Genomic DNA, 25,485 nt, shown 5'->3' with positions numbered 1-25,485 from the left:
CGCGCCGGGCGGTCAGCGCCGGTCGTCGGCGAAGTACGCCACGAGTGACGGATCCAGGGGCGGGACATCGTAGGGGGCGCCCCCGTCGCGGAGCGACCGGGTGGCCATGTAGCCGGCCGCGACGCTCATGCGGGCCGCCACCGGAGAGGTGTCGACCGGCCCGCCCTCCCTGGCGAAGCGGGCGAACTCCTCGATGATGCGCGTGTCGGCGCCGCCGTGGGAGCCGGTGGCGTCGGGCACCCGGTACGTGATGTCGGCGTCGGGCCGGTAGCCGGTGGGGCCGGTGTTCCAGACCTTGACGGTGGCGCCCGGCCCGTCGCCGAAGTTCTCCAGGCGGCCCTCTGTGCCGATGACCGTGTAGTTGCGCACGTAGTCGGGCGTGAAGTGACACTGCTGGTAGGCGGCGATGACGCCGTTGTCGAGCACCATGTTCATGACCGAGACGTCCTCGACGTCCACCACGTGGTGGAGGTCCCGTTGGGCGGTGGGCGGCCAGGTGTGGTCACGCGGCCAGCCGTCGGGGCGGGGCGTGCCGGGCTCCCTGCGCGGCAGCCCGCCGTACACCATGAGGTCGCCGAAGGCGTTGACCCGGGTCGTGTAGCCGCCCGCGAGCCAGTGGACGACGTCCAGGTCGTGGGCGGCCTTCTGCAGCAGGAGCCCGGTGGTGCGGGTGCGGTCGGCGTGCCAGTCCTTGAAGTAGTAGTCGCCGCCGTAGCCGACGAAGTGGCGCACCCACACCGTCTTCGGCTCGCCGATGTCGCCCCGGCGGATGATGTCGCGCATCAGCCTGACGACGCCCATGTGGCGCATGTTGTGGCCGACGTACAGCCGGGTGCCGGTGTCGCGGGCGGCGCGCAGGACGGCGTCGCAGCCCTCGACGGTGATGGCCAGCGGCTTCTCCAGGTAGAGCGGCTTGCCCGCCTGGAGGCACTCGACGGCGATGCTCTCGTGGGTGTCGTCGGGGGTCAGCACGATGATCGCGTCGAGGTCGTCGCGGCCGAGCAGGTCCCGGTGGTCGGGACTGGTCACCGGGTCGCCGAAGCGGGCGGCCTCCCTCTTGAGGGTCGCCGGGTCCGTGTCGCAGACCGCGGCCACCACCGAACCCCGGCCCGGCCGGTGGGCGGCCTCGGCCAGGTTGACGCGCAGGCCGAGGCCGACGACTCCGAAACGCAGGTCCTTCACGGGTGCCCTTCCTCTGGGACGACGAGCCGGCCGGGAAGAATTATCCAACCTTTTTATGAAAAGAGCACCTGGTCCGCGTGGTCGAGCGCCATCCTGACGGCGCCCAGCGTCACGCACTCGCCGCCCAGGCCGGAGGCGGCCACCTCGGGCGGGTAGAGGCACCGGTCGTCGAAGTAGTCCTGGATCGGCTCGACCAGCAGCGCGCCGGCCCTCGCCAGACTGCCGCCGATCACCACCAGCTCCGGGTCGAGCGGGTTGACGAGCGTGAGCAGGCCCTCCGCCAGGTGGACGGCGAAGGCCCTGACGGCGGCTCTCGCGCGCTCGTCGCCCTCCTCCGCCCTGGCCACGGCGAACTCGGCGGCCTGCCGGTGAGTGCGCAGCTCGCCCGGCTCGACGGCCATCGCGTAGTCGGCCAGATGCCGGAACGCCCGCCAGTGGTCGCCCGACTGACGCCCGATCTCGCCGGAGGCGGCGTGCGCGCCCCTGTGCGTCCGGCCCCCGATCAGCAGCCCCAGGCCGAGCCGGTCGCCGGCGAACAGGTAGACCACGTCGCTGCGGCCCCGCGCCTCCCCGCGCCAGTGCTCGGCGAGCACCGCCAGCCGCATGTCGTTCTCCACCAGCACCGGCGCGGGCAGCCGGCGGCCCAGCTCGCCCTGCAGGTCGACGTCGCTCCAGCCGGGCAGCACCACGCTCTTGGTCACCCGCCCGGCGGCGTCGACCACGCCGGTCGTGCCGACGCCCACCGCGGCCAGCTCCGTCACGGGCAGCCCCGCCTCGGCGCAGACGGCGTGGACCAGCTCCGCGACGGCGTCGAGCCGCTCGCGGGCGGACATCGCCACGTGGTTGGGCACCCGGCGCGACGCCACGACGGACCCGCCCAGATCGGACACCATGGCGCGCAGCAGCGACGCGCCGATGCCCACGCCCGCCACGTGGCCGGACGAGGCCCGGAATCTGAACCGCCTGGCCGGGCGGCCCCGCTGGCGTTCACCGGACTCCTCGCCGCACTCCTCCGCCCAGCCCGCGGCGATCAGGTCCTCGACGATGACCTCGGCCGTCGGCCTGGACACCCGGGCGCCCCTGGCCAGCTCCTGCAGCGTCGCCACCCGCGCCGCACGCAACTGGCGCAGGATGGCGGCGGAGTTGAGCCTGCGGAGGACGGAGGCGTCGCCGCTCTGCTGTCGCACCGGAGTTCCTCCACATGAGTCGGCCGGGGAGCCGACATCCTACTTAACCAACCCTCTTGCGTAATAGTGATCGCCGCTGACCTGCGGCGTGAAGCGGAGCTGTGGGGGCACTTAAGAACTCCTCGATGGACACGTCCGGCGGAGAGCGGGCACAGTGCGTAACGTTCGACTGGGGGGATGTTCGCCATGAAAGCACTGGTCAAGGAGAAGGCCGAGCCGGGCCTGTCGCTGGTCGAGGTACCCGAGCCCGAGGTGGGGCCGGGTGAGGTGAAGATCAGGGTGCTGAGAACCGGCATCTGCGGCACCGACCTGCACATACAGAAATTCGATGATTGGGCGAGGCACACGCTGGACCTTCCCCTCATCGTGGGACACGAGTTCTCCGGTCATGTCGTCGAGATCGCGCCGGGCGTCGAGGACATCGCCGTCGGCGACCTGGTCAGCGGCGAGGGCCACATCGTCTGCGGCAAGTGCCGCAACTGCATGGCCGGCCGCCGCCACCTGTGCCGCAACACCGTCGGCCTGGGCGTCAACCGCGACGGCGCGTTCGCCGAGTACGTGACGCTGCCCGCCACGAACGTGTGGGTGCACCGGGTGCCCGTCCATCCCGACGTGGCCGCCATCTTCGACCCGTTCGGCAACGCCGTGCACACCGCCCTGTCGTTCCCGCTGGTCGGCGAGGACGTGCTGATCACCGGCGCGGGCCCGATCGGCCTGATGGCCGCGGCCGTCGCCACCCACGTCGGCGCCCGCAACGTGGTCATCACCGACGTCAGCGACGAGCGGCTCGACCTGGCCGGCAAGCTCGGGGTCTCGCTGGCGGTGAACGTCTCCCGCGCCTCCCTGGCCGACGGCATGCGCCAGCTCGGCATGAAAGAGGGCTTCGACGTGGGCCTGGAGATGTCCGGCAGCCCGGCGGCGCTGCGCGAGATGATCGCCAGCATGACCCACGGCGGCAAGATCGCCATGCTCGGGCTGCCCGCCGAGGAGTTCGCCGTCGACTGGTCGACCGTGGTCATCTCGATGCTGACCATCAAGGGCGTGTACGGCCGGGAGATGTTCGAGACCTGGTACAACATGTCGGTCCTGATCGAGAAGGGCCTCGACCTCTCCCCCGTGATCACCGACCGCTTCCCGTACCACGCGTTCGAGACCGCCTTCGAGACGGCCGCGAGCGGCCGCACGGGCAAGGTCATTCTGGATTGGAGCGCTTGATGTTCACGAACGTACGCGACCAGCTGCGTGCGACGCTCGACGAGATCGCCGAGGCCGGGCTGCACAAGCCCGAGCGCGTCATCAGCACCCCGCAGAGCTCCCAGGTGAGCGTGGCGGGCCAGGAGGTGCTGAACTTCTGCGCCAACAACTACCTCGGCCTGGCCGACCACCCCGAGGTCATCGAGGCCGCCAAGCGGGCGCTGGACCGGTGGGGGTTCGGCATGGCCTCGGTGCGCTTCATCTGCGGCACCCAGGAAGTGCACAAGGAGCTCGAAGCCCGGCTGTCGGACTTCCTCGGCATGGAGGACACCGTCCTCTACAGCTCGTGCTTCGACGCCAACGGCGGCGTGTTCGAGACCCTGCTCGACGAGCGCGACGCGGTCATCTCCGACGCGCTCAACCACGCGAGCATCATCGACGGCATCCGCCTGTCCAAGGCCCGCCGCCACCGCTACGCCAACCGTGACATGGCCGAGCTGGAGGCCAGGCTGAAGGAGTCGTCGGACGCCCGCAGGCGGCTGATCGTCACCGACGGCGTGTTCTCCATGGACGGCTACCTCGCGCCGCTGGCCGACATCTGCGACCTCGCCGAGCGCTACGACGCCATGGTCATGGTCGACGACTCCCACGCGGTCGGCTTCGTCGGCCCCACCGGGCGCGGCACCCCCGAGCTGCACGGGGTGACCGACCGGATCGACATCATCACCGGCACGCTCGGCAAGGCGCTCGGCGGCGCGTCCGGCGGCTACGTGTCCGGCCGCCGGGAGATCTGCGAGCTGCTGCGCCAGCGCTCCCGCCCGTACCTGTTCTCCAACTCGCTCGCCCCGGCCATCGCCGCCACCTCGCTGCGCATCCTCGACCTGCTGGAGACCACCAGCGAGGCGCGCGAGCGGCTGCGGGCCAACACCGAGCGGTTCCGGGGGCGGATGACCGAGGCCGGGTTCGACATCCTGCCCGGCGACCACCCGATCGTCCCGGTGATGATCGGCGACGCCGCCGAGGCCGGGGCGATGGCCGAGCGCCTGCTGGAGCTGGGCGTCTACGTGATCGGCTTCTCCTACCCGGTGGTGCCGCACGGCCTGGCCCGCATCCGCGTCCAGCTCTCGGCCGCCCACTCCGAGGCGGACGTGGACCGCGCGGTGGACGCGTTCATCCGCGCCCGAGGCTGAGGCGGTTACGCACCCCCGGCCGCCCGCGGTGGAGGCGTATCCTCGCGGCGTGATAGACACGCGGCGGTTGCGCACGCTCCAGGCGGTGGCCGACCACGGCACGGTCACCGCCGCTGCCGCCGCCCTGCACCTCACCCCGTCCGCCGTGTCGCAGCAGCTCGCCGCGCTGGAGCACGAGGTCGGCCACCGGCTGTTCATCCGCGACGGCCGCGGCGTCCACCTCACCGCCGTCGGCAAGATCATGCTGGGACACGCCGACGAGGTCCTGGCCCAGCTCGAACGCGCCCGCGCCGAGGTCGCCGACTACACCGCGGGCGCCGCGGGCGAGGTGACCGTGGCCTGCTTCGCCACCGCGATCAGCGCCGTGCTCGCCCCCGCGATCACGGCCCTGCGCGCCTCCGCGCCCGGCCTCCAGGTACGGGTACGCGACGCGGAGGGCGACCAGTCCCTGACGATGCTCCTCGACAGCGAGGCCGACGTGGCGATCGCGGTCGAGTACCGGGGCGCCCCCGACGACCGGCGCCTGTCCCGGGTCCCGCTGTACGCCGAGCCCTTCGACCTCGTCCTGCCCGAGACGCACCCGCCGACCGGCACTTCGCTGGCCGCGCTCGCCGATGAGACCTGGATCGGCCCGTACCCGGGGAACCCGGTGCACGACGTGATCGCCTTCGCCTGTGAGCAGGCCGGTTTCACTCCCCGCTTCGCCCACTGCTCGGACGACTTCCGCGCCGTGGTCGCCCTGGTGGCCGCCGGGGCGGGCGTCGCCCTGGTGCCCCGGCTGGCGCTGCGCGACATGGCCCAGCCGGGCGTCGCGATCCGCCACGTGCCGGGCCCGGAACGCCGCGTCTTCGCCGCCGTCCGCCGCGGCGCCGAGTCCCATCCCCTGCTCCGGCCGCTGCTCGCCACCCTCCGCGATCTCACGACCTCGTTCACCCCTGACGGGAACGACCGCTCACAGGGCTAGCCGGGCCAGTTTGTCGGGGTTCAGGATGCCGTACACCTCGCTGATCCGGTGCTGATCCTCGGCCATGACGACGACCAGCACCGCGTACGGCAGACCGTCGGAGAAGAGCGCCGCGGTGGGCGGGCCGTCCTGGGCGGACCAGTACACCGTCGTCTCCAGGCCCACCGGCGCGACCGCCGCCAGCAGCCTGCTCACCCGATCGCTGCCGGTGACCGGACGCAGGGCGGCCTTGACGCGTCCGCCGCCGTCCGTGCGCAGTGTCACGTCCGGAGCCAGCACCTCCATCAGGCCGGCGATGCTCCCGCCCAGCGCGGCGTCGAGGAAGCGCTCCGCGACGGCCTGGGCGGCGGCCCGCTCCTCGGGGAACCGCGGACGGCGGGCCTCGACGTGTTCGCGGGCCCGGTGGACGAGCTGGCGGACGGCGGCGGGAGAGCGGCCGAGGATACGGGCGACCTCGGCGTGCCGGAAGCCGAACGCCTCGTACAGGATGAACGCCGCCCGCTCCAGCGGCGAGAGCGTCTCCAGCACCACCATCAGCCCGTAAGTCACCTCCTGGGCGCGGGCCACGTCCTCGACCGGGTCCGGGCCGGGCTCCGGCAGCCAGGGGCCGACGTACTCGTGGTGGAGGCGGTCGCGTTCGTCCAGGGCCAGGCGGGTGACGACGCGGACGAGGTAGGCGCGGGGGTTGTCCACCCGGGCGTGGTCCACGCCGTGCCAGCGCAGCCAGGTCTCCTGCACCACGTCCTCGGCGTCGCCGGCGCTGCCCAGGATGTCGAAGGCGATGCTGAACAGCAGGTTGCGGTGCGTGTGGAAGGGGTCGGCGGTCATCGGGCGGCGGGCTCGCCGACGCGCAGGGCGTGCCTGGCCGCCGTGATCGCGCTGTTGACGGAGATCTCGCCGCGCATCCCGGGCGCCGCCACCATGTCGCCCGCCAGGAACACGCCGTGGCCCCGGTCGATCGCGGGACGGTCGCGCCAGGTCATGCCGGGCAGGTCGAGCGCGCCCGTACGGTGCCTGGCCGCCCCGGAACGCCGCCAGGTCACGCGCTCGCGCCAGCCGGGCACCGCCAGATCGGCCAGCGCCTCCACCCGCCGGGTCGCCTCGGCCCTGGACTCGCCGCGGCGGATCGGCATGTCGATCTGGAACAGCGTCTCCCCCTGGGGCGCGGCCGTGGGGTCCTGCATGGAGTAGCTCTCGTGGAAGCCGCCGTCGTCCAGGTCCCAGCAGATGAAGCGGTCGCCCCGCGCCGAGCGCACGGCCAGGTCCAGCATCACGCAGTCGCCGCTCTCCCAGCGCAGCGTGTCGTCGCCGAGCAGGAGCCGCGCCGACGACAGCTCGGTCGCGACGATCGTCGGCTCGCCCGGCAGCGCGGTCACGCGAGAGCCCAGCTCGACGCGTACGCCGAGGTCGCGGGCGCGGGCGGCGAGCCGGTCGATCACCGCCTGCCAGCCGCCGACCACCCACCGGACCGCCGGCGGGCGCGGGGCGAACACCCGGCGCAGCAGATCCCACACGAACGCCGCCGACAACCGCCCCGTGTCGGCGTCGTACGTCACCACGCTGATCGCGTTGGCGGCCACCCGGGCCGTGCGCTCGCCGTACGACCTGGACGCCCAGGTGTGGAAGTCCATCTCGACCGGTGCCGTCCTGGGCCCCGTCGCCATCATCCGCAGGAACCCCGCCGGGGGCAGCAGCCGCATCCGGCCGTCCCGTACGAACCCCATCCGGTAATCACGCACCGCCGGTCTGCCCAGCCCGTCGACCAGGCCCCGCTCCCGCAACCACGCCCAGTGCGGCCCGTCGGCGTAGAAGACGTGAGCGCCCTCGTGAACCAGGTACGGCCCGGCGATCGCCCGCCCCCGCCCGCCGAGCGTCCTGTGCGCCTCGTGCAGCGTCACCTCCGCCCCCGCCTCCGCGCAGACGACGGCCGCCACCAGCCCGGCCAGCCCGCCGCCGACCACCACGATCTTCTTCGTCACATTCCTCCCCTTTCCTCACATCATGAGAAGGAAAAGGCGCCGCAAATGTGACATCCTCAGCCCGCCCGGGTGACGGCGTCGGCGAAGCGGGTGTAGCGGTCGCGTTCCTCTTCGACGGGCTGGAGCACGTACTCCTGCCCCACCCTGCCGATGGCCTCGCGCAGCGCCTTGGAAGCCTTGCGGGCGCGGCGACGGCCGCCGAGCCAGGCGGCCACCCTGGACAGCAGGGCGATGAGCACCCCGGCCAGCGCGCCGCCGAGCAGCAGCACGGTCGGCCACGGCACCTCGCCGGCGGTCGGCAGGGGCGGCTCGGGCAGGCGCAGGTAGCCCAGCGCGAACAGCCCGCCCAGCCAGAGCGCCCCGGCCAGCAGGGCCGCGAACACGAGCCACTGCAACGCGTTCACCGCCCGCCACCAGCGGGGCCGCCGGGTCGCTCCCAGGGAGGTGCGGCCGACGGCCTTGTCCACGGCGTCGGCCAGCTCCGCCGAGCGCGAGCGCGCCGCCTGCCGCACCGACGCCGCCCACGCGCCCGGCAGCCCGGCGGCGGCCGACTCGCCGACGTCCCTGATCGCGGTCTCGACCTGCGCCCGCTGCACGGCGGACGCCTCGGGTACGGAGGTGCGGCCCACCAACTCGCGGTCCGGGGAGGACGCGGGCGCGGCCACACCGATCCGCAGCCGCCGCAACGGGTCGGGCCGGAACCGCCGCACCCACCGGGTGACGGGCCACCCGGTGGCGACCACGGCCCGGTGCCGGTGCCCCTTCGCCACGGCCTCCACCACGACCGGCACCCCGGCGGCCCGCGACAGCGCGGCCACCAGGCGCCCTTCCAGCCCCGTGACGTCTCCGGACACCGCCGGCAACGCCGCCTGCCCGTCCGGCGCGCTTCTCAGCGGCCCGCCACCGCCTCGGGCCTCGATCCCGGCCCAGGAGCCGGTCTCGGCCTGATGGTGCGGTGCGTCCGGGGGTACGGCGCCGTCGGCCGGTCCCGTGTCAAGGGCGAGCGTCCCTTCTCCGGCAGACCCTTCGGTCCGTCCGCGCGGGCTGCCGGAAGTGTGACCGCTCGTACGGGGAAGGGCCGACGAGGCGGTGGTCAGGTGGGTGGCGGCGGTGGTGACGTCGGCGGCGAGGCGGGCGGACCAGGAGGCGCGGTCCGCGACCCGGGTGGACAGGAGGGTGCGCAGTTCGGCCAGGCCGGCGCCCGTCCGGGCCGACACGCCGAGGACCGGGACGCCGGTGAGGCCGTCGGCGTCGAGGAGGCGGCGCAGGTCCTTGAGGCAGCGGTCCGCCGCGCCGGGCGGGAGGCGGTCGATCTGGTTGAGTACCACCACCATGACGTCCCGGTGCCCCGCCAGCGGTCGCAGGTAGCGCTCGTGGATGGCGGCGTCGGCGTACTTCTGCGGATCCAGCACCCACACCAGCAGGTCGACCAGCTCCACCAGCCGGTCCACCTCCAGCCGGTGGGACAGCCGGATCGAGTCGTGGTCGGGCAGGTCGAGCAGGACCAGGCCGGACAGGTCGTCGACGGCGGACGCGGAGTGGCGGTGCGGGACGTCGAGCCAGTCGAGCAGCGGCCCGGCTCCCGCGCCGTCCCACAGCGCCGCCTGGGCGGTCGACGTGGTGGGCCGGGTGACGCCGACGGCGGCCAGGTCCGTGCCGGTCATGGCGTTGAACAGTGACGACTTGCCGCTGCCGGTCGCCCCGGCGAGCGCGGCCACCGTGTGCTCGACGGACAGCCGGCGCCGCGCCCCCGCCCGCTCGGCCACCGCGCGCGCCGCCGCGACGGCCTCCGCCGGCAGCCGCCCCTCGCCCAGCTCGGCCGCCTCCAGCAGCGCGGCCAGCCGCGAGTCCAGCGAAGGCCGCTCCTTGCGGCGCAGCAGCTTCACCGCGCGTCCCCTCCCTCGGACGTCCGCGCCCGCGGCGACCCGCCAGGATCAGAACCACCACCGGGAGACTCCCGGAGTCCCGCGCCGCCCGCCTCAGAACCACCGCCGGGAGACTCCCGGAATTCCGCGCCGCCCGCCTCAGAACCACCGCCGGGAGACTCCCGGGGTCCCGTCCCGGACGGGCCGGGGCCACCCTCGGGAGGGAGTCCCGTCCCGGACGGGCCGGCCGCGGGGCGGGCCTTCTCGGAGGGCGGGCCCTCCAGGTCACGGTCCCGCCGACCAGATGGGAGCTCCGTCCGGTGGTCGCGGATCGTACGGGCCGCGTCCAGCAGGGCGGTGGCCGTGCCGCGCGACGGCTCCAGCGGCTCCAGGACGGACAGGAAGCGGGCCGCCTCCTCGTCCATCAGCCCCCGCACCCGCTCCCGCAGGTCCTCCCGGGCGCGGATGGTGAGCGTGCGCACCGCCTGGTCGCCGAAGATCGCCTCCAGCAGCTTCTGCGACAGCACGGTGGTGCCGCCCGCGATCCCCACCTCGATCCCGGTCAGCCCGCCCGTCGAGGCGAACACGGCCAGCATCAGCAGCAGCCCCGCCCCGTTCACGCCGAACGACGCCGCGCGCGCCGTGGTCCGCCTCTCCGCGCCTTCCTCCCGTACGAGGTCGAGCACGAACTCCTGCCAGCCGCGCACCGCCAGCTCGGTCCGCTTGCCCAGGTCGGGGGCGGCGCGGCCGAGCCGGGCCGACTCGATCGCGCCGAGCCGGTCGAGCAGCCCCGCGCCGCCGGGCGCGGCCGACCAGCCTTCGAGCGCCCGCTCGGCGGCGGCGTCGGCGGATCCCCTGATGAGCGCCTCGACGCCGCTCTCCAGCGCGTCCCTGAGCCGGTTCTCGGGCACCTGGCCGGTGAAGAAGCCGACGATCCGGTCGCGCAGCCACCCCACCCGGCTCTCCAGGGAGCGCATGAAGTCGCCGGTGCCGATGAAGTCCTGCCAGCGGGCCAGCACCTCGCCGCGGAGCAGCGACCCGTCGCGCATGCCCTCGTCGAAGTCCGCCATTCCGCCCGCGTAGGCGCCCTCGACCACGTCACGCAGCGTGCCGAAGCCGGCCTCCTGCCGCTCGACCGCGCCGGCCAGCGCGGGGACGCGGACGGCGAGGCTGTCGAGCGCGCCCGACAGCGTCTGCCGTACGACGCGGGCGCGTTCGGCGGCGTCGGCGGCGAGCCCGGAGAGCCAGGCGGCGATCGGGGCGACGGCGTCGGCGGGCAGTCGGGCCTTCTCGGAGGGCAGCGGCGCCTCGGGCACGGTGAACAGGCGGGTGCCGTCGAGCCCGTTCTCGGTCAGCAGGCGCTCCAGGTCGCGGGCGACCGGCCCCGCGGCCTCGGCAGGCACCCGGTCGAGCACGACGGCGAGCGCGGTGCTGCGCTCGCGGGCGGTGCGCAGGAAGCTCCACGGCACCTCGTCGGCGTAGCGGGCGGCGGTGGTGACGAACAGCCACAGGTCCGCGGCGGCCAGGAGCTGCGCGGCCAGCTCGCGGTTGGCGGTCACCACGGAGTCGATGTCGGGCGCGTCCAGCAGCGCCAGCCCGGCGCCGAGCGCCTCGGACGTCACCACCCGGAGCGCGCCGGGGCCGGAGCCGGTGGCGCGGGACATGCCGGGCAGCACGTTCTGGCCCATGAACCAGTCGCGGTCGGCCGGGTTGGCGACCAGGGTCGGCACCAGCGTGGTCGGCCGCAGCACCCCCGGCTCGGCCACGTCGGCCCCGACCAGCGAGTTGACCAGCGTGGACTTGCCCGCCCCGGTGGAGCCGCCGACCACGGCGAGCAGCGGGGCGTCGATCGCCCGCAGCCGCGGCAGCAGGTAGTCGTCGAGCTGGCCGGTCAGCTCCTTGAGCGCGCGCCGGTCGCCCGCCGCCTCGCCGATCGCCAGCGGGAACAGCTCCCGGTCCAGCGTCCCGCGCAGTCGCTGGAGCGCGCTCAACAGGTCCATACCGTCAAGCTAGCCCGAGGGCGGCTCCCTTAACACGTATCCGACGCTGCGCAGCGTGTGGATGAGCCGCGGCTCCACGTCGTCGACCTTGCGCCGGAGATAGGACACGTACGATTCGACCACCCCGGCGTCGCCGCCGAAGTCGTAGTTCCACACGTGGTCGAGGATCTGCGCCTTCGACACCACCCGGCCGGCGTTGGCCATGAAGTAGTGCAGCAGCTTGAACTCGGTCGGCGACAGCCGCACCTGGCGGCCGGCCCGCCACACCTCGCGCGCCTCCTCGTCCAGCTCCAGGTCGGCCACCTTGAGCCGGCTCGCGGGCGCGCCCTCGCCCCGGGTGCGGCGCAGCACCGCGCGGATGCGCGCCTGGACCTCCTCCAGGCTGAACGGCTTGGTCACGTAGTCGTCGCCCACCCGCAGCCCGGCGATCTTGTCTTCGGTGGCGTCGCGGGCGGTCAGGAACAGCACCGGCGCGTCGATCCGCCTGGCCACCTCGAACCCGTCGAGGTCCGGCAGCATGACGTCGAGCACCACCAGGTCGGGGCCGGTCCGCTTGGCGACCTCGACGGCCTCGTTGCCGTCGGCGGCGGTGACCACCTCGAACCCGGAGAAACGCAGGCTCGCCGAGAGCAGGTCCCTGATGCTGGGCTCGTCGTCCACCACCATGATCAGCGCCTCGGGTTTGCTCACCCTCTCAGGGTGGCCCAGTGACCTGAGGAAACGCTGAAGGCTCACTCCAAGGCGAGTGGGAGTTCGACCCGGAACGTGGCGCCCTCGCCGGGCGCGCTCCGCGCCACGACCGTGCCGCCGTGCGCCTGCACGAGCGCCTGCACGATGGCCAGGCCGAGCCCGCTGCCCCGGTCCTCGCCCGAACGCCGCCTGGACCTGGCCGAGTCGGCCCGGTAGAAGCGTTCGAAGACCCGGTCCACCTGGTCGGGGCTGAGTCCGGGCCCCTTGTCGGCCACTTCCAGGAAGACCGTCCCGTCGCCGGCGCCGACCCGCACGGTGATCGGGGTGCCCTCCTCGGTGTGGATGAGCGCGTTGGAGGTCAGGTTGCCGACCACCTGGCGCAGCCGCACCTCGTCGCCGGAGACGATGAGCGCGGCGCCGCCGACGACGTCCAGGTCGATCTGCCGGTCGGGGGCGAGGATGCGCGCCTCCTGCACCGCGTCGGCGGCCAGCGCCAGCATGTCCACCGGGCGCATCTTGAGCGGGCGGTGCTGGTCCACCTGGGCGAGCAGCAGCAGGTCGTCCACGAGCAGGGTCATCCGGCCGGCCGCGTTCTCCACCCGCTGCATCAGCTCGGCCGGGTCGGCGCCGGGGTTCTGGCGGGCGTACTCGGCGAAGCCGCGGATCGAGGTGAGCGGGGTGCGCAGCTCGTGCGAGGCGTCGGTGACGAACTGCCGCATCCGGTCCTCGGAGCGCCTGGCGGCCTCCTCGGAGGCCGAGCGCGCCGCGAACGCGCTCTCGATCTGCGCGAGCATCCCGTTGAGCGCCGTGGCCAGCCGCCCGACCTCGGTGCGCGAGTCGCCGTCGGGCACCCGGCGGCCCAGCTCGCCCGCGGCGATGGTGCCGGCGGTGCGCTCGATCTCGACCAGCGGCCGCATGCTGCGCCGCACGATGGTGACGCCCACCACGGCCAGGATGAGCACGATGCCGCCGCCGCCCAGCAGCTCGATGAAGACGAGCCGCCGGGTGATCTCGTTGACCTCAGTCAGGTCGGTGGCGACCACGAACGTGCCGTACGGGGTGGCGGTCTCGCGCACCCTCCACTCGCCGGGGCCGCTCACGGCGGGCGCGGTGTAGACGCCGGGCCCCGGCGAGTCCTCCAGCTGCGGCTTGGGCTTCTGGTCGACGTCCCTGTCGCCCTGGGCGGGGGTCAGCCCGCCGTACGGGTCGCGCAGCAGCACGATCGTGTCCGACTCGATGAGCAGCGGCTTCTCGGACGTCTGCCTGCCCTGCTCGCGCCGCTCGGCGTCGATGATCAGCCGTTTCTGGACCCGTACCGAGATCAGGTTGACCTGGCCGTCGACGCGGTCCATCAGGTAGCCGTGCAGGACCGAGACGCTCACCACGCCGATGAACGACATGCCGATGCCGAGCAGCGCCAGCATCGAGGCCATGAGCTTGATCCGGAGCGGCAGCCGGCCCGACCTGGCCATCAGCCGCTCGGCGGCAACCGCAGGACGTATCCGACGCCGCGCAGGGTGTGGATGAGCCGCGGACTGCGATTGTCGATCTTACGGCGGAGCACCGAGACGTAGGACTCGACGATGCCTACCTCGCCGCGGAAGTCATAGTCCCACACGTGGTCGAGGATCTGCGGCTTGGACAGCACCCGTCCGGCGTTCATCATGAAGTAGCGCAGCAGCTTGAACTCGGTCGGCGACAGCGCGACGGCGTGGCCGCCGCGCCACACCTCGTGGCTCTCCTCGTCCAGCTCTATGTCGGCGAACGTCAGCCTGGGCGGGGGCGGCTGCGCGTCGCCGCTGGTACGGCGGAGCACGGCGTGGATCCTGGCCACGACCTCTTCCAGGCTGAACGGCTTGGTCACGTAGTCGTCGCCGCCGATCGTCAGCCCGCGGATCTTGTCCTCGGTCTCGTCCTTGGCCGTCAGGAACACCACGGGCGTGTACATGCCGCCGCTCCGCAGCCGCCGCACGATCTCGAAGCCGTCCAGGTCGGGCAGCATGACGTCGAGCACCACGAGGTCCGGGCGTTGCCGTTGGACCGCGGCGACCGTGTCGGCGCCGCTCTTGGCGGTGGACACGTCGAAGCCCGCGAACCTCAGGCTCGCGGCGAGGAGTTCGAGGATGTTCGGGTCGTCTTCGACGATCAACAGGCGCGCTTCCATCACCATCAAGGATGCACTCATCGGGAGGGTGCCGGAACAATTCCGGCAATGTGCTGGGCGATGGCCAGGCTCGACGTGGCAGCGGGGGAAGGCGCGTTCCGTACGAGGACGACGTTCCCGTGCACGTCCACCGCGAAGTCGTCCACCAGCGAGCCGTCGCGCGCCACCGCCTGCGCGCGCACGCCGCCCGCGGCGCGCCGCAGGTCATCGGCGGTGAGCTCGGGGACGTAGCGGCGCGCGGCCTCGGCGAAGGCGCTCTTGACCAGTGAGCCGTAGACCTCCTTGACGCCGGTGCGCCAGTGGCGGCGGGCCATGCGGAGGGTGCCGGGCCAGGCGAGAATCTGAGGAAAATTACGAAAATTTCGCCATGTGTACCCTTCGTACGCCCCCGCCAGCACCGCGTTCGGCCCCACCAGCACCTCGCCGCCGACGTGCCGGGTGAGGTGCACCCCGAGGAACGGGTAGCGCGGGTCGGGCACCGGGTAGATGAGCCCGCGCACCAGGTCCCTCGCCGCCCCCCGGAGGGCGTAGTACTCGCCGCGGAACGGCACGATGCGGACCGAGCCCGGCCGACCCGCCATCGCGGCCACCGCGTCCGTGCCGAGCCCGGCGCAGACCACCAGCCGGTCGAAGGCGAACCTGCCCGTCCCCGCCACCACCTCCACGCCCCTGGAGGTCTCCCTGATGCCCCTGACCGGATGCCGCAGCCGTACCGAGCCGCCCAGCTCCGCCACGTCGAGCGCGAGCCGGCGCGCGACCGCGGGGAAGTCGGCGATCGCGGTGCGCGGCGAGTGGATCGCCGCCACGCCGACCGCGTGCGGCTCCACCTCACGCAGCCCGAGCGCGTCCAGCTCGGTGATGCCGGGCACGCCGTTGGCCCTGGCCCGCTCCGCCAGCGCGGCCAGCCGCGGCCGCTCCGCCCGGGTGGCGGCCACCACGAGCTTGCCGACCTCCTCGTACGGGAGCGCGTGCCGCGCGCAGTACTCCTTCAGCAGCGCCACGCCCTCGCGGCAGAGCCTGGCCTTCAGCGAGCCGGGCGGGTAGTAGATGCCCGCGTGCACGACCCCGCTGTTGTGGCCGGTCTGGTGGGCCCCGACGCGGCCCTCCTTCTCCAGCACGGTCACCTCGGCGCCCCTGGTGGCGGCCAGTTCGCGAGCGACCGCCAGGCCGACGATCCCGGCCCCCACGACTCCGATCTTCTCCGTCACGTGGTGAATGTATCCAAAACGGGGCGTCCACCTCGCCCTAGGGAGGCGAATCGAACGTGAGTACGATGAAGGCATGTATGTCCCGCCCGAATGGCCCGCCGAGGTGCGACCGCCCAGCGTGCCCGACTGGGAGAGGTCGGCCGTCGCCTGGCTCCTCGACGCCGTGCCGCCCGACTACCGGGCCTACGAGGTGCTGAGGCGGCATCCGGTCGCGCTCGCCCGGATGGCCCGCCACCACGTCGGCTCCGCGGTCGAGGCGGCCCGCGCGGGCTACCGGGGGGCGGCGGTCGACCTCAAGGGCCACCTGCCGCCGCACGCCATCGAGGCGGTCCTCGACACCTACCGCCAGGAGGGCCCCCGCCTGGTGCGCCTGGCCCGCTCGATCGAGGCCGTCGAGCGGGCCCTGCGCGGTGACATGTTCACCGCCGGCATGCGTCCGTAGCGGCCCTCAGCGCGCGGCGCGGGCTCTCCCCGTCGGCGCCTCAGCGCGTGATGCGCGCCAGGAACGTGATGGCGCCGATCGCCAGCGCCGCCGCCCCCAGCCAGATCAGCACGTTCAGCCCCGTCAGCCCGCCGCCCGCCTGCTCGGCCGCCGCGGTGGTGCCCTGCGCGCGGGGCCGCTCGGACGGCGTGGGCGAGGGCGTGGGCGTCGCGGCGGCCGGCAACGGCACCCTGTAGACGGGGCTGCGCACCCCTTCCGACCCGGTCAGCAGGGCCGTGCCGTCCCGGGTGTACGCGATGGACTCGGCCTGCCTGAGCTCCGGCATCGGCACCTTGGCGATCATCTTGCCGGACGGCTCGTACAGGGTCGCGGAGAAGTACGTGCGGATCACGTACGACGAGCCGTCGGGCGCGTACGCCGCGTCGGTGGCCATGATCGGCGCGCTCCCGATCCTGCGCAGCGTGTTGGTCCTGTCAGTACGCAGCTTCTTGGGGGCGACGTAGACCCCGCCGGCGAACTCCTTGGTCACGACGTGGAGCCGCCCGGTCCTGGGGTTCACCATGATGCCCTCGGCGTTCCTGGCCCCGTCGGCGTAGCGGAACCGGTAGCGGACGGCGGGCAGGGTGGCGTCGGCGAGCGTGCGCGGCTCCATCACCTTGTAGATGGAGACGTCGGGCCACGCCCCGTCGAGGTTGTCGCCGATGTCGGCGAACCACAGCACCCCGCGCCCGGTCGCGGGGTCCTTGACCGCCGCCATGGCCTCCCAGTCGCGCGCCTCGGCCCCCCGCAGCCGGAAGGTGGCCTTGGTCCTGCCGTCGGCCCCGACCGCGTAGAACTCCGGCTGCGCCGAGCTGTCGTTGTGGGTGTAGTAGACGTCGTCGTGGGTGGGCGAGACGGCCAGCCCGCTGGACTCGGTGATGCGCGGGTCGCGGAAGGTGAACAACCGCTCCCCGTCGTCGGCCGCGGCCGCCGCCGGAGGCAGCACGGCCAGGGCGGCCAGCGCCACCCCGAGCATCCTGATCAGCAGTCCCCCCACGCCGCCATCATGCCCCAACCGCCACGCGTCCCCGGCCGCCGAGCCCAGGAACCCGCCGCGCGTACATCAGCCATTCGTCCGGCAGCGACCGCCCAACCGCCCTGCATCGGCGCGGCCGGCACCGCCCACCCGCGCGCTGTGCCGGTGGAACCCGGTGGCCTGGAGGACGGCCAGCAGCAGGTTGCCCACGAGCATGGCGACCCACAGCCCGGTGACCCCCCAGGTCGCGGCCACGGGCACGGCGGCCAGCGCGAGCAGCCCGTACCCGGCGGCGAAGTACGTCAGGCTGGCCCCCGTCCGCTTGAGCCCCGTCAGGCCGAAGCCCTGCACGGCCTGGACGGCGTCGGCCATCGAGGACAGCAGCATGAGCGGCAGGAGCGCCAGCGCCACGCCGCGCACGGCGGGATCGCCGGTGAACAGCCCCAGCACCGGGCCGCCCAGCGCCAGCAGCGTCAGCGCGGCGAGCGTGGTGCCGCCGACGGCGAGCAGGGCCGCGGCGCGGTTGGCGCGGCGCGCCGAGGCGACGGTGGCGGCGCGCGACACCTCGGGCACCGACGCCTGCCCGACCGCCATGGCGGCGAGCACGATGAACCCGGTGAGCGTGGCCAGCACCGCGTGCGCGGCGGCGTCGCGGGCGCCGGTGATGCCGGCCGCGAACGTGATCACGCCCAGCGCGCCGAACTTGATCAGCACCGTCGCCGCCAGCGGCAGGCTCACCGCGGCCAGCCGGGCGATCTCCCGCGGTCGCGGCCTGCCCCGGCCGACCGGACGGCCGAGGGCCCGGCGCAGCGCCAGGTCGCCGACGCCGACCAGGGTCAGCCCCGACAGCGTCCAGGCCACCCCGACGCCGGTCAGCCCGAGCGGCGGCACCAGCGCGACGGCCAGCACGATCATCACCGCCGTGCTCGCCAGGCTCGCCCACAGCACGCCCCGGCTGCGCCCGATGGCCACCAGCACGGCGGTGGCGCCGCCGCCCGCGGCGTAGATCACCAGATAGAGGGCGAGCAGCCAGGGCAGCACCCCCAGCTCGGCCACCACCTCGGCGGGCACCCCGGCGGCTCCGGCCAGCGCGGGCACACCCAGCACCGCCAGCGCGCCCGCCATCCCCACGAACAGGCTCAGCCACCGGGCGTCGCGCAGCACCGGCAGCACCGCGTCGGGGTCGTCGCGGTGCGGGGCGACGAACGGCGCGAGCCCGCGTAACGCGCCCGCGACGGCCGTGGACGCGGGGGTGAGCACGGCGGTCATGACGGCGAAGGCGGCGAGCGTGACGGTGGCGTGGCGGCCGAGCACGGCGGTGACCACGACCGCGCCGAGCAGGTTGGTGACCATCGAGAGGAACAGCGGCACCGAAGCGCGCACCAGCCCCGAGAACACGGCCCCAACCCTATGGCCTGGAGCGCACTCCAGGTACCTAGTGTGGAAAGCATGGACTACGTGAACCTCGGGCGCAGCGGCCTCCGGGTCAGCCCGCTCTGCCTCGGCACCATGAACTTCGGCCCGCACACCTCCGAAGAAGACTCGTTCGCGATCATGGACAGGGCTCACGAGCTGGGCCTCAACTTCTTCGACACGGCCAACGTCTACGGCTGGAAGAAGGGCGAGGGCATCACCGAGAACATCCTGGGCCGGTGGTTCGCCCAGGGAGACGGCCGCCGTGAGAGAACGGTGATCGCCACCAAGCTCTACGGCGACATGGGCGACTGGCCCAACGAGAGCAGGCTGTCGGCGCTCAACATCCGCCGGGCCTGCGACGCCTCGCTCAAGCGCATGCAGACCGACTACATCGACATCTACCAGGCCCACCACGTCGACCGGCGCACGCCGTTCGACGAGTTCTGGGAGGCGATGGAGGTGCTGCGCCAGCAGGGCAAGATCCTGTACGTCGGCTCGTCCAACTTCGCCGGCTGGCACATCGCCAAGGCGCAGGAGACGGCGGCCCGGCGCGGCTTCTTCGGCCTGGTCAGCGAGCAGAGCCACTACAACCTGCTGACCAGGGCGGTCGAGCTGGAGGTGCTGCCCGCGTGCGAGGACTACGGCCTGGGCGTCATCCCGTGGAGCCCGCTGGCCGGCGGCCTGCTCGGCGGTGTCCTGCGCAAGATCGACAAGGGCCGCTCGGCCGCCGACCGCATGCTCACGGAGCTGGAGAAGCACCGCGACAAGATCGAGCGGTACGAGAAGCTCTGCGACGAGCTGGGCGAGGACCCCGCGCACGTCGGGCTGGCCTGGCTGCTGAAGCAGCCCGCGGTGACCGCGCCGATCATCGGCCCGCGCACCCTGGAGCAGCTCGACGGCACCATGCGCACGCTCGAGATCGAGCTCGACGACGAGGCGCTGGCCAAGCTGGACGAGATCTTCCCTGGCCACCGCACCGCGCCGGAGGACTACGCCTGGTAGGGCGTCAGGTCACCAGCGCGCCGACGATCACGATGAGCATGAGGAGGCCGAGCACCAGGGGCAGCAGCCAGGAACGAGGACGGTCCACGCCCAGGAGCCTAGCCGGGCGACGCGGGTGCGAGCGCCCACTCGTCCAGTGACTCGTACCTCACCCGCGGCCCTGGCTCGCTCATGAACAGCCGGATCGTCTCCGCCCGCCACGTCGAGCCGGTGAATCCGGCCAGCGAGTCGACGAGCGGGCGGAGGTCGGTCTCGGCCTTGGCCCTGGCGAGCGTCAGGTGCGGGTGGAAGCGCTTCTCGTCGATGTTCGCGGCGCCGGCCCGCCGGCCGGCGGCCCTGACGGAGTCGACCAGCCGGACCATCGAGTCGCCCGACAGGCCCGCCCAGAACACCCGCGCGCGCCGTACGGACGAGAACGCGCCGAACCCGGTGAAGGCCAGGGCCGGCACCGGGTGGCGGCCGGCGGCGCGGGCCAGGCGGGCACGGAGGTCGGGCAGCGCCCGCTCGGGCACCTCGCCGAAGAAGGCCAGCGTGACGTGCCAGGTGGCGCGGTCCGGCCAGCGCAGCTCCGGCACCTGCCCGACGTGCGGCGCGATCGCGCGTTCGAGCTCGTCCAGCACCTCGTCGGGCGGCAACACGGCCGCGAAGAGCCTCATACCCCCAGTGTGTCCCGCCTCAGGTGGTGGCGGGCACCGCCCGCCGCCGCGCCACCCGCCCGGTGATCATCCTGGTGACCAGGACGGCCATCGCGGTGCCGGCCAGCACGAACCCGCCGGCCAGGACGGCGCCGGCCCTGGGCCCGCCGAGCTCCGACAGCCAGCCGACCAGCGACGCCCCGATGGGCGAGCCGCCGACGAAGACCAGCATGTAGATGCCCATGACGCGGCCGCGCATCTCGGCCGAGGTGGCGAGCTGGACGGCGGCGTTCGCGGCGGTGTTGACCGTGATCAGCGCGACGCCGGCGGGCACCAGCAGGACCAGGTAGAACAGGTAGGACGGAGCCAGCCCGGCCGCGATCTGGAACACGCCGAAGCCGATCGCCCCACCGAACAGCATCCTGCGCGAGATCGTGACCCTGCGGGCGGCCAGCAGCGCCCCGGCGAGCGCGCCGACGGCGAACATGCTGGAGGCCAGGCCGAACGAGTTGGCCCCCGCCTTGAACTCCTCGCGGGCCATGAGCGCGATCGACATCGAGAACGCCTGCGAGAACATCGACACGAAGGCGATCAGCAGGATCGGCATCAGCAGCTTCTCGTGGCGCAGCACGTACCTGAGCCCCTCGCGCAGCTGCCCCTTGGCCCTGGGCACCGGGTCCGACGGATGCAGCTCGGCCTTCCGCATGAAGACCAGGCTGGAGATGACCGCGGCGAACGTGAGCGCGTTCATCAGGAACAGCGGGCCGGTGCCGCCCAGCATGTAGATGAGCATGCCGGCGACGGCCGGGCCGACGACGCGGGCCAGGTTGAAGCTGGAGCTGTTGAGCGCAATCGCGTTGGGCAGGTCGTCCCTGCCGACCATCTCGACCACGAACGCCTGCCGGGTCGGCACCTCGACGCAGGAGATCATGCCGAGCGTGAAGGCCATCACGTAGACGTGCCACTCCTGGGCGGCGCCGGTCATCGTGAGCACGCCGATCGCCAGGGCCAGCGTGGCCATCAGCGTCTGCGCGGTGATGAGCAGGGGCCGCTTCGGGTAGCGGTCGGCCAGCACGCCGCCGAACATGCCGAACAGCAGCATGGGCAGGAACTGCAGAGCCGTGGCGGTGCCGAGGGCCGCGGCGCTGCCGTTGGTCAGGTCGAGGATCAACCAGTCCTGGGCGGTGCGCTGCAGCCAGGTGCCGACGTTGGAGACCGCGCCGCCGATGGCGAACATGCGGTAGTTGCGAATGCTGAGCGACCGGAACATCCCGGTCCTGGGTTCTTCAGGCTCTAGATCCTGCTGAGTTTCTCCAGGATCGGAGCCGCCTGACGGAGAATCGCCCGCTCCTCCGGCGACAGCTCCTTCAGTTGCCGCGTCAGCCACGCTTCCTTGCGCGCCCGCTCCTCCTTCAGGAGCTTCCTGGCGGCGTCGGTCACGGTCACGGTCACCTGGCGCCGGTCGCTCGGGTGCGGGCTGCGCGACACCAGGCCGCGCTCCTCCAGCCCGGCGATCACGCGGGTCATCGAGGGCGGTTGCACCTTTTCGAGCTCGGCCAGCTCGCCAGGGGTTATCCCGTCGTGCCGCTCGACGGCGGCCAGAGTCGCGAACTGGGTGGGGGTCAGCGGGTGCGCCGCCGCCTGCCTGCGCAGCCGCCTGTTGAGCCTGGCCAGGGAAACGCGCAACGCGGAAGCCAGACCGGCGTCGCTTCGCAGGTCCATCTGGGACTGAGGTCTTGTTAGCATGTGTCATTACCTTTGCTAACTATAGCCGCGGTCAAGAAATTTCCCAAGCCAGATTCCGTCTCACCCATTGATACCCAACGGGCCGCCGTCCTCGCGGACGGCGGCCCGTACTTCCTGGTCAGAGCCCGAGCATGACCCTGATCGGGCCGAGCGCGAAGTACAGCACGAACAACGCCGCGACGGCCCACATCAGCGGGTGGATCTCGCGCGCCTTGCCGCGGACCACCTTGATGAGCACGTACGAGACGAAGCCGGCGCCGATGCCGTTGGAGATCGAGTACGTGAACGGCATGAGCACGATGGTGAGGAACGCCGGGATGGCGATCTCGTAGTCGGTCCAGTCGATGTCGCGGATCGCGGTCATCATCAGGAAGCCGACCACCACCAGGGCGGGCGCCGCGGCCTCGTACGGCACGATCTGGACGAGCGGCGCGAAGAAGATCGCCACCAGGAACAGCGCGCCGGTCACCACGCTCGCCAGGCCGGTCCGCGCGCCCTCCCCGACGCCCGCTGCCGACTCGACATAGGTGGTGTTGGACGACACCGAGCCTGCGCCGCCGACGACGGCGCCGAGCGAGTCGACGAGCAGGATCTCACGGGTACGCGGCAGCGTCCCGTCCTCCTTGACCAGGTCCGCCTGGCGGCCGACGCCCACGATCGTGCCCATGGTGTCGAAGAAGTCGGTGATGAGCAGGGTGAACACGAACAGCACGGCGAGCAGCAGCCCGGCCGAGCTGAACGCGCCGAACGGGTCGAACTCGGCGAACAGCACGAGCGGGTTGTTGAAGCCGAAGACCTCGCTGGGCCAGGCGGGGACGTTCAGCTGCCAGCCGTCCGGGTTCTCCGGCGAGGAGGCGCCCGAGCCGGTCAGCGCCTCGACGACGATCGCGATGAGGGTGGTGCCGGCGATGCCGAGCAGGATTGCGCCCTTGACCTTGCGCGCCACCATCGCCGCGGTGGCGAGCAGGCCGATGACGAAGACGAGGATCGGCCAGGAAGACAGGTTGCCGCCGATGCCCATCTCCAGCGGCGGCCCGGCGGCCACCCGGCGCACGAAGCCCGCGTCGACGAACCCGATCAGCGCGATGAACAGGCCGATGCCGACGCTGATCGCGGTCTTGAGCTGGGACGGGATGGCACGGAACACCGCGACCCTGAGCCCGGTCAGCACCAGGATGCCGATCACGATGCCTTCCAGGAAGATCAGGCCCATGGCCTCTTCCCAGGTCATCAGCGGGGCGATGTTGAACGTCACGAAGGCGTTCAGGCCGAGCCCGGCGGCCAGGGCGAACGGCACCCGGGCGATCACACCCATCAGGATGGTCAGGACACCGGCCACGAAGGCGGTGCCCGCGGCCACCAGCGCCACGTTGGGCGTGGTGCCGTCGCCGATCACCTCACCCTGGATGTCCTTGCCGTTGGCGATGATGATCGGGTTCAGCACCACGATGTACGCCATGGTGAAGAACGTGGCCAGGCCACCGCGCACCTCACGGGAGACGGTGGAGCCGCGTTCGGTAATGGAGAAATACCGGTCTATAGCGGTACGGGAGTCACTCACGGGCGAACTGTGACACTTGGGACGATTCGCCAAAAGTGCTGGTAACCGTATCGAGATGCGATTGGAAGCTAGGCTGGATGCTGTGACGCAGCAGTGGCACCCCGACCCCGAGCCGATCGAGACCAACGACACCGCCACCATCGCCGTGGGCACCGGCCTCTGGGCGATCGCCCTGGTCGCCTTAATGATCTTCCCGCCCGCCCCGGAGAACTCCTGGTGGATCTGGACGTGTCTCACCGGCGTGGGCTTCGGCTTCTTCGGCATGTGGTTCGTCCACCGGCTCCGCCGCTGACATCTGTCATCCCGCGCCGCTTACGGGAGTCACCCCGAACTGCTGTTTCCTTGCACTACCTGAGCAAACGCCTCCCCTTCCATGCTTGATGGCATGAAAAGGACCTTGTTCACCTCCCTCGTGCTCGCCCTGGCGGCGACCGGCTGCGCCGGCGCCGAGAAGCCCGCCGCCGAGCCGGCCGCGCGCGACACCGGGGCGGTGGCGTGGCAGGCGTGCACCGACCTCATGGGGCCCGACGGCAAGACCATGACCCCAGAACCGGCCCTCGAATGCGGCACGCTCGCCGTGCCGCTCGACTACAGCCGGCCCGACGGCGACACCATCGACCTCGCCCTCATCCGGATCAAGGCCACCGGTGACCGCCTCGGGTCGCTCGTCTTCAACTTCGGCGGCCCCGGCGGCTCCGGCGTCGACACGCTGGCGCTGGCCAGGCAGGCCTTCGCCGGCCCCGGCAGCGCCTACGACCTGGTCAGCTTCGACCCGCGCGGCGTCGACAGGAGCGCGGGCGTCAAGTGCGGCGGCAAGGTGGAGGAGCTGATGTCGCCGGCCGCCGGGGAGAACCCCGACAAGGCCGCCCGCGAGTTCGCCGACGCCTGCGAGGCCGACTCGGGCAAGGTGCTCCCGCACGTCGGCACCGTCAACGCCGCCCAGGACCTCGACCGCATCCGCGGCGCGCTCGGCGACGACAAGCTCAACTACTTCGGCCTCTCGTACGGCACCCACCTCGGCTCGGTGTACGCGACCAAGTTCCCCGAGAAGGTCGGCCGGTTCGTGCTCGACGCCGCCTACGACCCGAACGTCACCTTCGAGCAGCGGGCGCTCACCCAGATGAAGGGCTTCGCCCAGGCCTTCGAGGCGTTCGCGAAGGACTGCGTCGCACAGGGCTGCGACCTCGGCAAGTCCCCCGCCGAAGCGCGCCAGACCGTCGAAGCGCTGATGGACGACCTGAAGGAGAAGCCACTCAAGGTCGGCGACCGGCAGCTCACCTACGGCCTGGCCCAGTTCGCCGTCATCACCCCGCTGTACGCCAAGGCCACCTGGCCGATGCTGGAGCAGAGCGTCGCCGCGGCGCTCAAGGGCGACGGCACCACCCTGCTGGCGCTGGCCGACAGCTACACCGGCCGCAGGCCCGACGGCACCTACTCGACCATGATGACCAGCCTCCAGGCCATCAGCTGCGCCGACACCTCCCAGCGGCCGACAGCCGCCGACATGGCCGCGCTCAACGAGCAGGTCGAGAAGATCTTCCCCATCATGTCGGTCGAGAGCACCTCAGGCGCCTGCGCCCACTGGCCCACCGAGGGCAGCGACGAGGCCAAGCACATCGACGCCACCGGCTCGGCCCCGATCGTCGTCATCGGCGGCAAGGGCGACCCCGCCACACCGTACGAATGGGCGGTGTCGCTGACGGACCGGCTCAAGACCGGCGTCCTGGTCACCTACGAGGGCGAGGGGCATGGCGCCTACCTGAGCGGCAGCACGTGCGTCGTCCGCACGGTGGACGCGTACCTGTTGAAGGGCACGCTGCCCGAGTCCGGTGCCGCGTGTCCCGCCGCGTGACCCGAATCGCGGAGGTCGGTGCGGAGCTTCCGGCCAGAAACGCCGGAGCTTCCTGCCAAAGTCAAAAGCTTTTCGGGAACCCCCTCGGGCTGGGCGCCGTTAGCAAGCCTTCGGCCTGCCCGGCCCGCCGTAGGTCCGGAGAGCGGGCCGGAGCGGGCGTGGGTCGGATCGCCACACGCCCGCCTCTTTCCAG

General features: G+C 72.5%; 23 protein-coding genes. 7 read left to right on the top strand and 16 right to left on the bottom strand.

Annotated features, from left to right (window positions below; all coding sequences use genetic code 11):
• Nucleotides 1-12: 12 nt before the first annotated feature.
• Nucleotides 13-1,182, bottom strand: a complete 1,170-nt coding sequence (locus tag ABD999_RS28275; protein ID WP_271277494.1) for a Gfo/Idh/MocA family protein — start codon at nt 1,180-1,182, stop codon at nt 13-15.
• A gap of 53 nt (nt 1,183-1,235) precedes the next feature.
• Entirely contained in the window at nt 1,236-2,369 is a 1,134-nt protein-coding gene (locus ABD999_RS28270; RefSeq protein ID WP_271277495.1) for an ROK family protein, read from the bottom strand.
• Between the two features lie 186 nt (nt 2,370-2,555).
• Between ABD999_RS28270 and tdh the strand changes: the two genes are divergently transcribed.
• From tdh to ABD999_RS28255, 3 genes are read left to right on the top strand one after another with little or no spacing between them, the layout of a single operon-like run.
• The gene (gene tdh / locus ABD999_RS28265; protein WP_271277496.1) at nt 2,556-3,584 is read left to right on the top strand and encodes an L-threonine 3-dehydrogenase; all 1,029 of its coding nucleotides are present in this window, start codon (nt 2,556-2,558) and stop codon (nt 3,582-3,584) included.
• Nucleotides 3,584-4,753: a glycine C-acetyltransferase gene (locus ABD999_RS28260; RefSeq protein WP_219550129.1), complete on the top strand. Its 1,170-nt coding sequence runs from the start codon at nt 3,584-3,586 to the stop codon at nt 4,751-4,753. Before tdh ends, ABD999_RS28260 begins: the two co-directional genes overlap by 1 nt.
• Nucleotides 4,754-4,802: 49 nt before the next feature.
• Nucleotides 4,803-5,717: a LysR family transcriptional regulator gene (locus ABD999_RS28255; RefSeq protein WP_219550127.1), complete on the top strand. Its 915-nt coding sequence runs from the start codon at nt 4,803-4,805 to the stop codon at nt 5,715-5,717.
• Here the strand turns inward: ABD999_RS28255 and ABD999_RS28250 are convergent.
• The 8 genes from ABD999_RS28250 to lhgO form a co-directional block, all read right to left on the bottom strand.
• The gene (locus ABD999_RS28250) at nt 5,706-6,545 is read right to left on the bottom strand and encodes a sigma-70 family RNA polymerase sigma factor (protein ID WP_271277497.1); all 840 of its coding nucleotides are present in this window, start codon (nt 6,543-6,545) and stop codon (nt 5,706-5,708) included. The two genes, ABD999_RS28255 and ABD999_RS28250, sit on opposite strands and share 12 nt — an antisense overlap.
• Complete coding sequence (locus tag ABD999_RS28245; RefSeq protein WP_271277498.1) at nt 6,542-7,696, bottom strand: FAD-dependent oxidoreductase; 1,155 nt, start codon at nt 7,694-7,696, stop codon at nt 6,542-6,544. Before ABD999_RS28245 ends, ABD999_RS28250 begins: the two co-directional genes overlap by 4 nt.
• Before the next feature lie 56 nt (nt 7,697-7,752).
• Nucleotides 7,753-9,582 carry a YfjP family GTPase gene (locus tag ABD999_RS28240; protein WP_148035099.1) on the bottom strand — a complete coding sequence of 610 codons (1,830 nt, stop codon included), beginning with the start codon at nt 9,580-9,582 and terminating at the stop codon, nt 7,753-7,755.
• On the bottom strand, nt 9,579-11,561 hold the full coding sequence (locus tag ABD999_RS28235; RefSeq protein ID WP_261808913.1) for a GTPase family protein: 1,983 nt from the start codon (nt 11,559-11,561) through the stop codon (nt 9,579-9,581). Before ABD999_RS28235 ends, ABD999_RS28240 begins: the two co-directional genes overlap by 4 nt.
• 9 nt (nt 11,562-11,570) lie before the next feature.
• A complete protein-coding gene (locus ABD999_RS28230) occupies nt 11,571-12,227 on the bottom strand; it encodes a response regulator transcription factor (RefSeq protein ID WP_148037095.1) in 657 nt (218 codons plus the stop codon).
• 65 nt (nt 12,228-12,292) lie between these two features.
• A complete protein-coding gene (locus tag ABD999_RS28225; RefSeq protein ID WP_148035100.1) occupies nt 12,293-13,723 on the bottom strand; it encodes a sensor histidine kinase in 1,431 nt (476 codons plus the stop codon).
• Nucleotides 13,723-14,421 (bottom strand): response regulator transcription factor, encoded by a 699-nt coding sequence (locus tag ABD999_RS28220; RefSeq protein WP_425571069.1) that lies wholly within the window; start codon nt 14,419-14,421, stop codon nt 13,723-13,725. The genes ABD999_RS28225 and ABD999_RS28220 overlap by 1 nt, the downstream gene beginning before the upstream one ends.
• Nucleotides 14,422-14,432: 11 nt before the next feature.
• Nucleotides 14,433-15,623 carry an L-2-hydroxyglutarate oxidase gene (gene lhgO / locus ABD999_RS28215; protein ID WP_271277500.1) on the bottom strand — a complete coding sequence of 397 codons (1,191 nt, stop codon included), beginning with the start codon at nt 15,621-15,623 and terminating at the stop codon, nt 14,433-14,435.
• 73 nt (nt 15,624-15,696) lie between these two features.
• On the opposite strand from lhgO, the gene ABD999_RS28210 reads away from it, so the two are divergent.
• Nucleotides 15,697-16,065, top strand: a complete 369-nt coding sequence (locus tag ABD999_RS28210) for a hypothetical protein (protein WP_148035103.1) — start codon at nt 15,697-15,699, stop codon at nt 16,063-16,065.
• A gap of 40 nt (nt 16,066-16,105) precedes the next feature.
• Here ABD999_RS28210 and ABD999_RS28205 read toward each other — a convergent pair whose 3' ends face one another.
• Both ABD999_RS28205 and ABD999_RS28200 read right to left on the bottom strand, forming a co-directional pair.
• Nucleotides 16,106-17,101, bottom strand: coding sequence for a hypothetical protein (locus ABD999_RS28205; protein ID WP_271277501.1), 996 nt, complete (start codon nt 17,099-17,101; stop codon nt 16,106-16,108).
• Nucleotides 17,102-17,167: 66 nt separating this feature from the next.
• The gene (locus tag ABD999_RS28200) at nt 17,168-18,478 is read right to left on the bottom strand and encodes an MATE family efflux transporter (RefSeq protein ID WP_271277502.1); all 1,311 of its coding nucleotides are present in this window, start codon (nt 18,476-18,478) and stop codon (nt 17,168-17,170) included.
• A 51-nt stretch (nt 18,479-18,529) separates the two neighbouring features.
• Here ABD999_RS28200 and ABD999_RS28195 point away from each other — a divergent pair, with 51 nt between their 5' ends.
• Entirely contained in the window at nt 18,530-19,498 is a 969-nt protein-coding gene (locus ABD999_RS28195) for an aldo/keto reductase (protein WP_148035108.1), read from the top strand.
• Nucleotides 19,499-19,596: 98 nt separating this feature from the next.
• Here ABD999_RS28195 and thpR read toward each other — a convergent pair whose 3' ends face one another.
• From thpR to ABD999_RS28175, 4 genes are all read right to left on the bottom strand, one after another.
• Entirely contained in the window at nt 19,597-20,154 is a 558-nt protein-coding gene (thpR, locus tag ABD999_RS28190) for an RNA 2',3'-cyclic phosphodiesterase (protein ID WP_271277503.1), read from the bottom strand.
• Nucleotides 20,155-20,173: 19 nt separating this feature from the next.
• Nucleotides 20,174-21,403, bottom strand: coding sequence for an MFS transporter (locus tag ABD999_RS28185; RefSeq protein ID WP_271277504.1), 1,230 nt, complete (start codon nt 21,401-21,403; stop codon nt 20,174-20,176).
• A 23-nt stretch (nt 21,404-21,426) separates the two neighbouring features.
• Nucleotides 21,427-21,855 (bottom strand): MarR family winged helix-turn-helix transcriptional regulator, encoded by a 429-nt coding sequence (locus tag ABD999_RS28180; protein ID WP_261808915.1) that lies wholly within the window; start codon nt 21,853-21,855, stop codon nt 21,427-21,429.
• A gap of 142 nt (nt 21,856-21,997) precedes the next feature.
• The gene (locus ABD999_RS28175; protein ID WP_261808916.1) at nt 21,998-23,440 is read right to left on the bottom strand and encodes an NCS2 family permease; all 1,443 of its coding nucleotides are present in this window, start codon (nt 23,438-23,440) and stop codon (nt 21,998-22,000) included.
• Nucleotides 23,441-23,522: 82 nt separating this feature from the next.
• On the opposite strand from ABD999_RS28175, the gene ABD999_RS28170 reads away from it, so the two are divergent.
• Together ABD999_RS28170 and ABD999_RS28165 are read left to right on the top strand one after the other, a co-directional pair.
• Nucleotides 23,523-23,732: a DUF2530 domain-containing protein gene (locus ABD999_RS28170; RefSeq protein ID WP_271277505.1), complete on the top strand. Its 210-nt coding sequence runs from the start codon at nt 23,523-23,525 to the stop codon at nt 23,730-23,732.
• Nucleotides 23,733-23,825: 93 nt separating this feature from the next.
• Complete coding sequence (locus ABD999_RS28165) at nt 23,826-25,292, top strand: alpha/beta hydrolase (RefSeq protein ID WP_271277506.1); 1,467 nt, start codon at nt 23,826-23,828, stop codon at nt 25,290-25,292.
• The last annotated feature ends 193 nt before the right edge of the window (nt 25,293-25,485 follow it).

Source organism: Nonomuraea ferruginea (assembly GCF_039540635.1).
Lineage (GTDB): Bacteria > Actinomycetota > Actinomycetes > Streptosporangiales > Streptosporangiaceae > Nonomuraea > Nonomuraea ferruginea.
The sequence above is the reverse complement of the archived record's forward strand: the minus strand, read 5'-3'. Positions and strand labels throughout refer to the sequence as shown.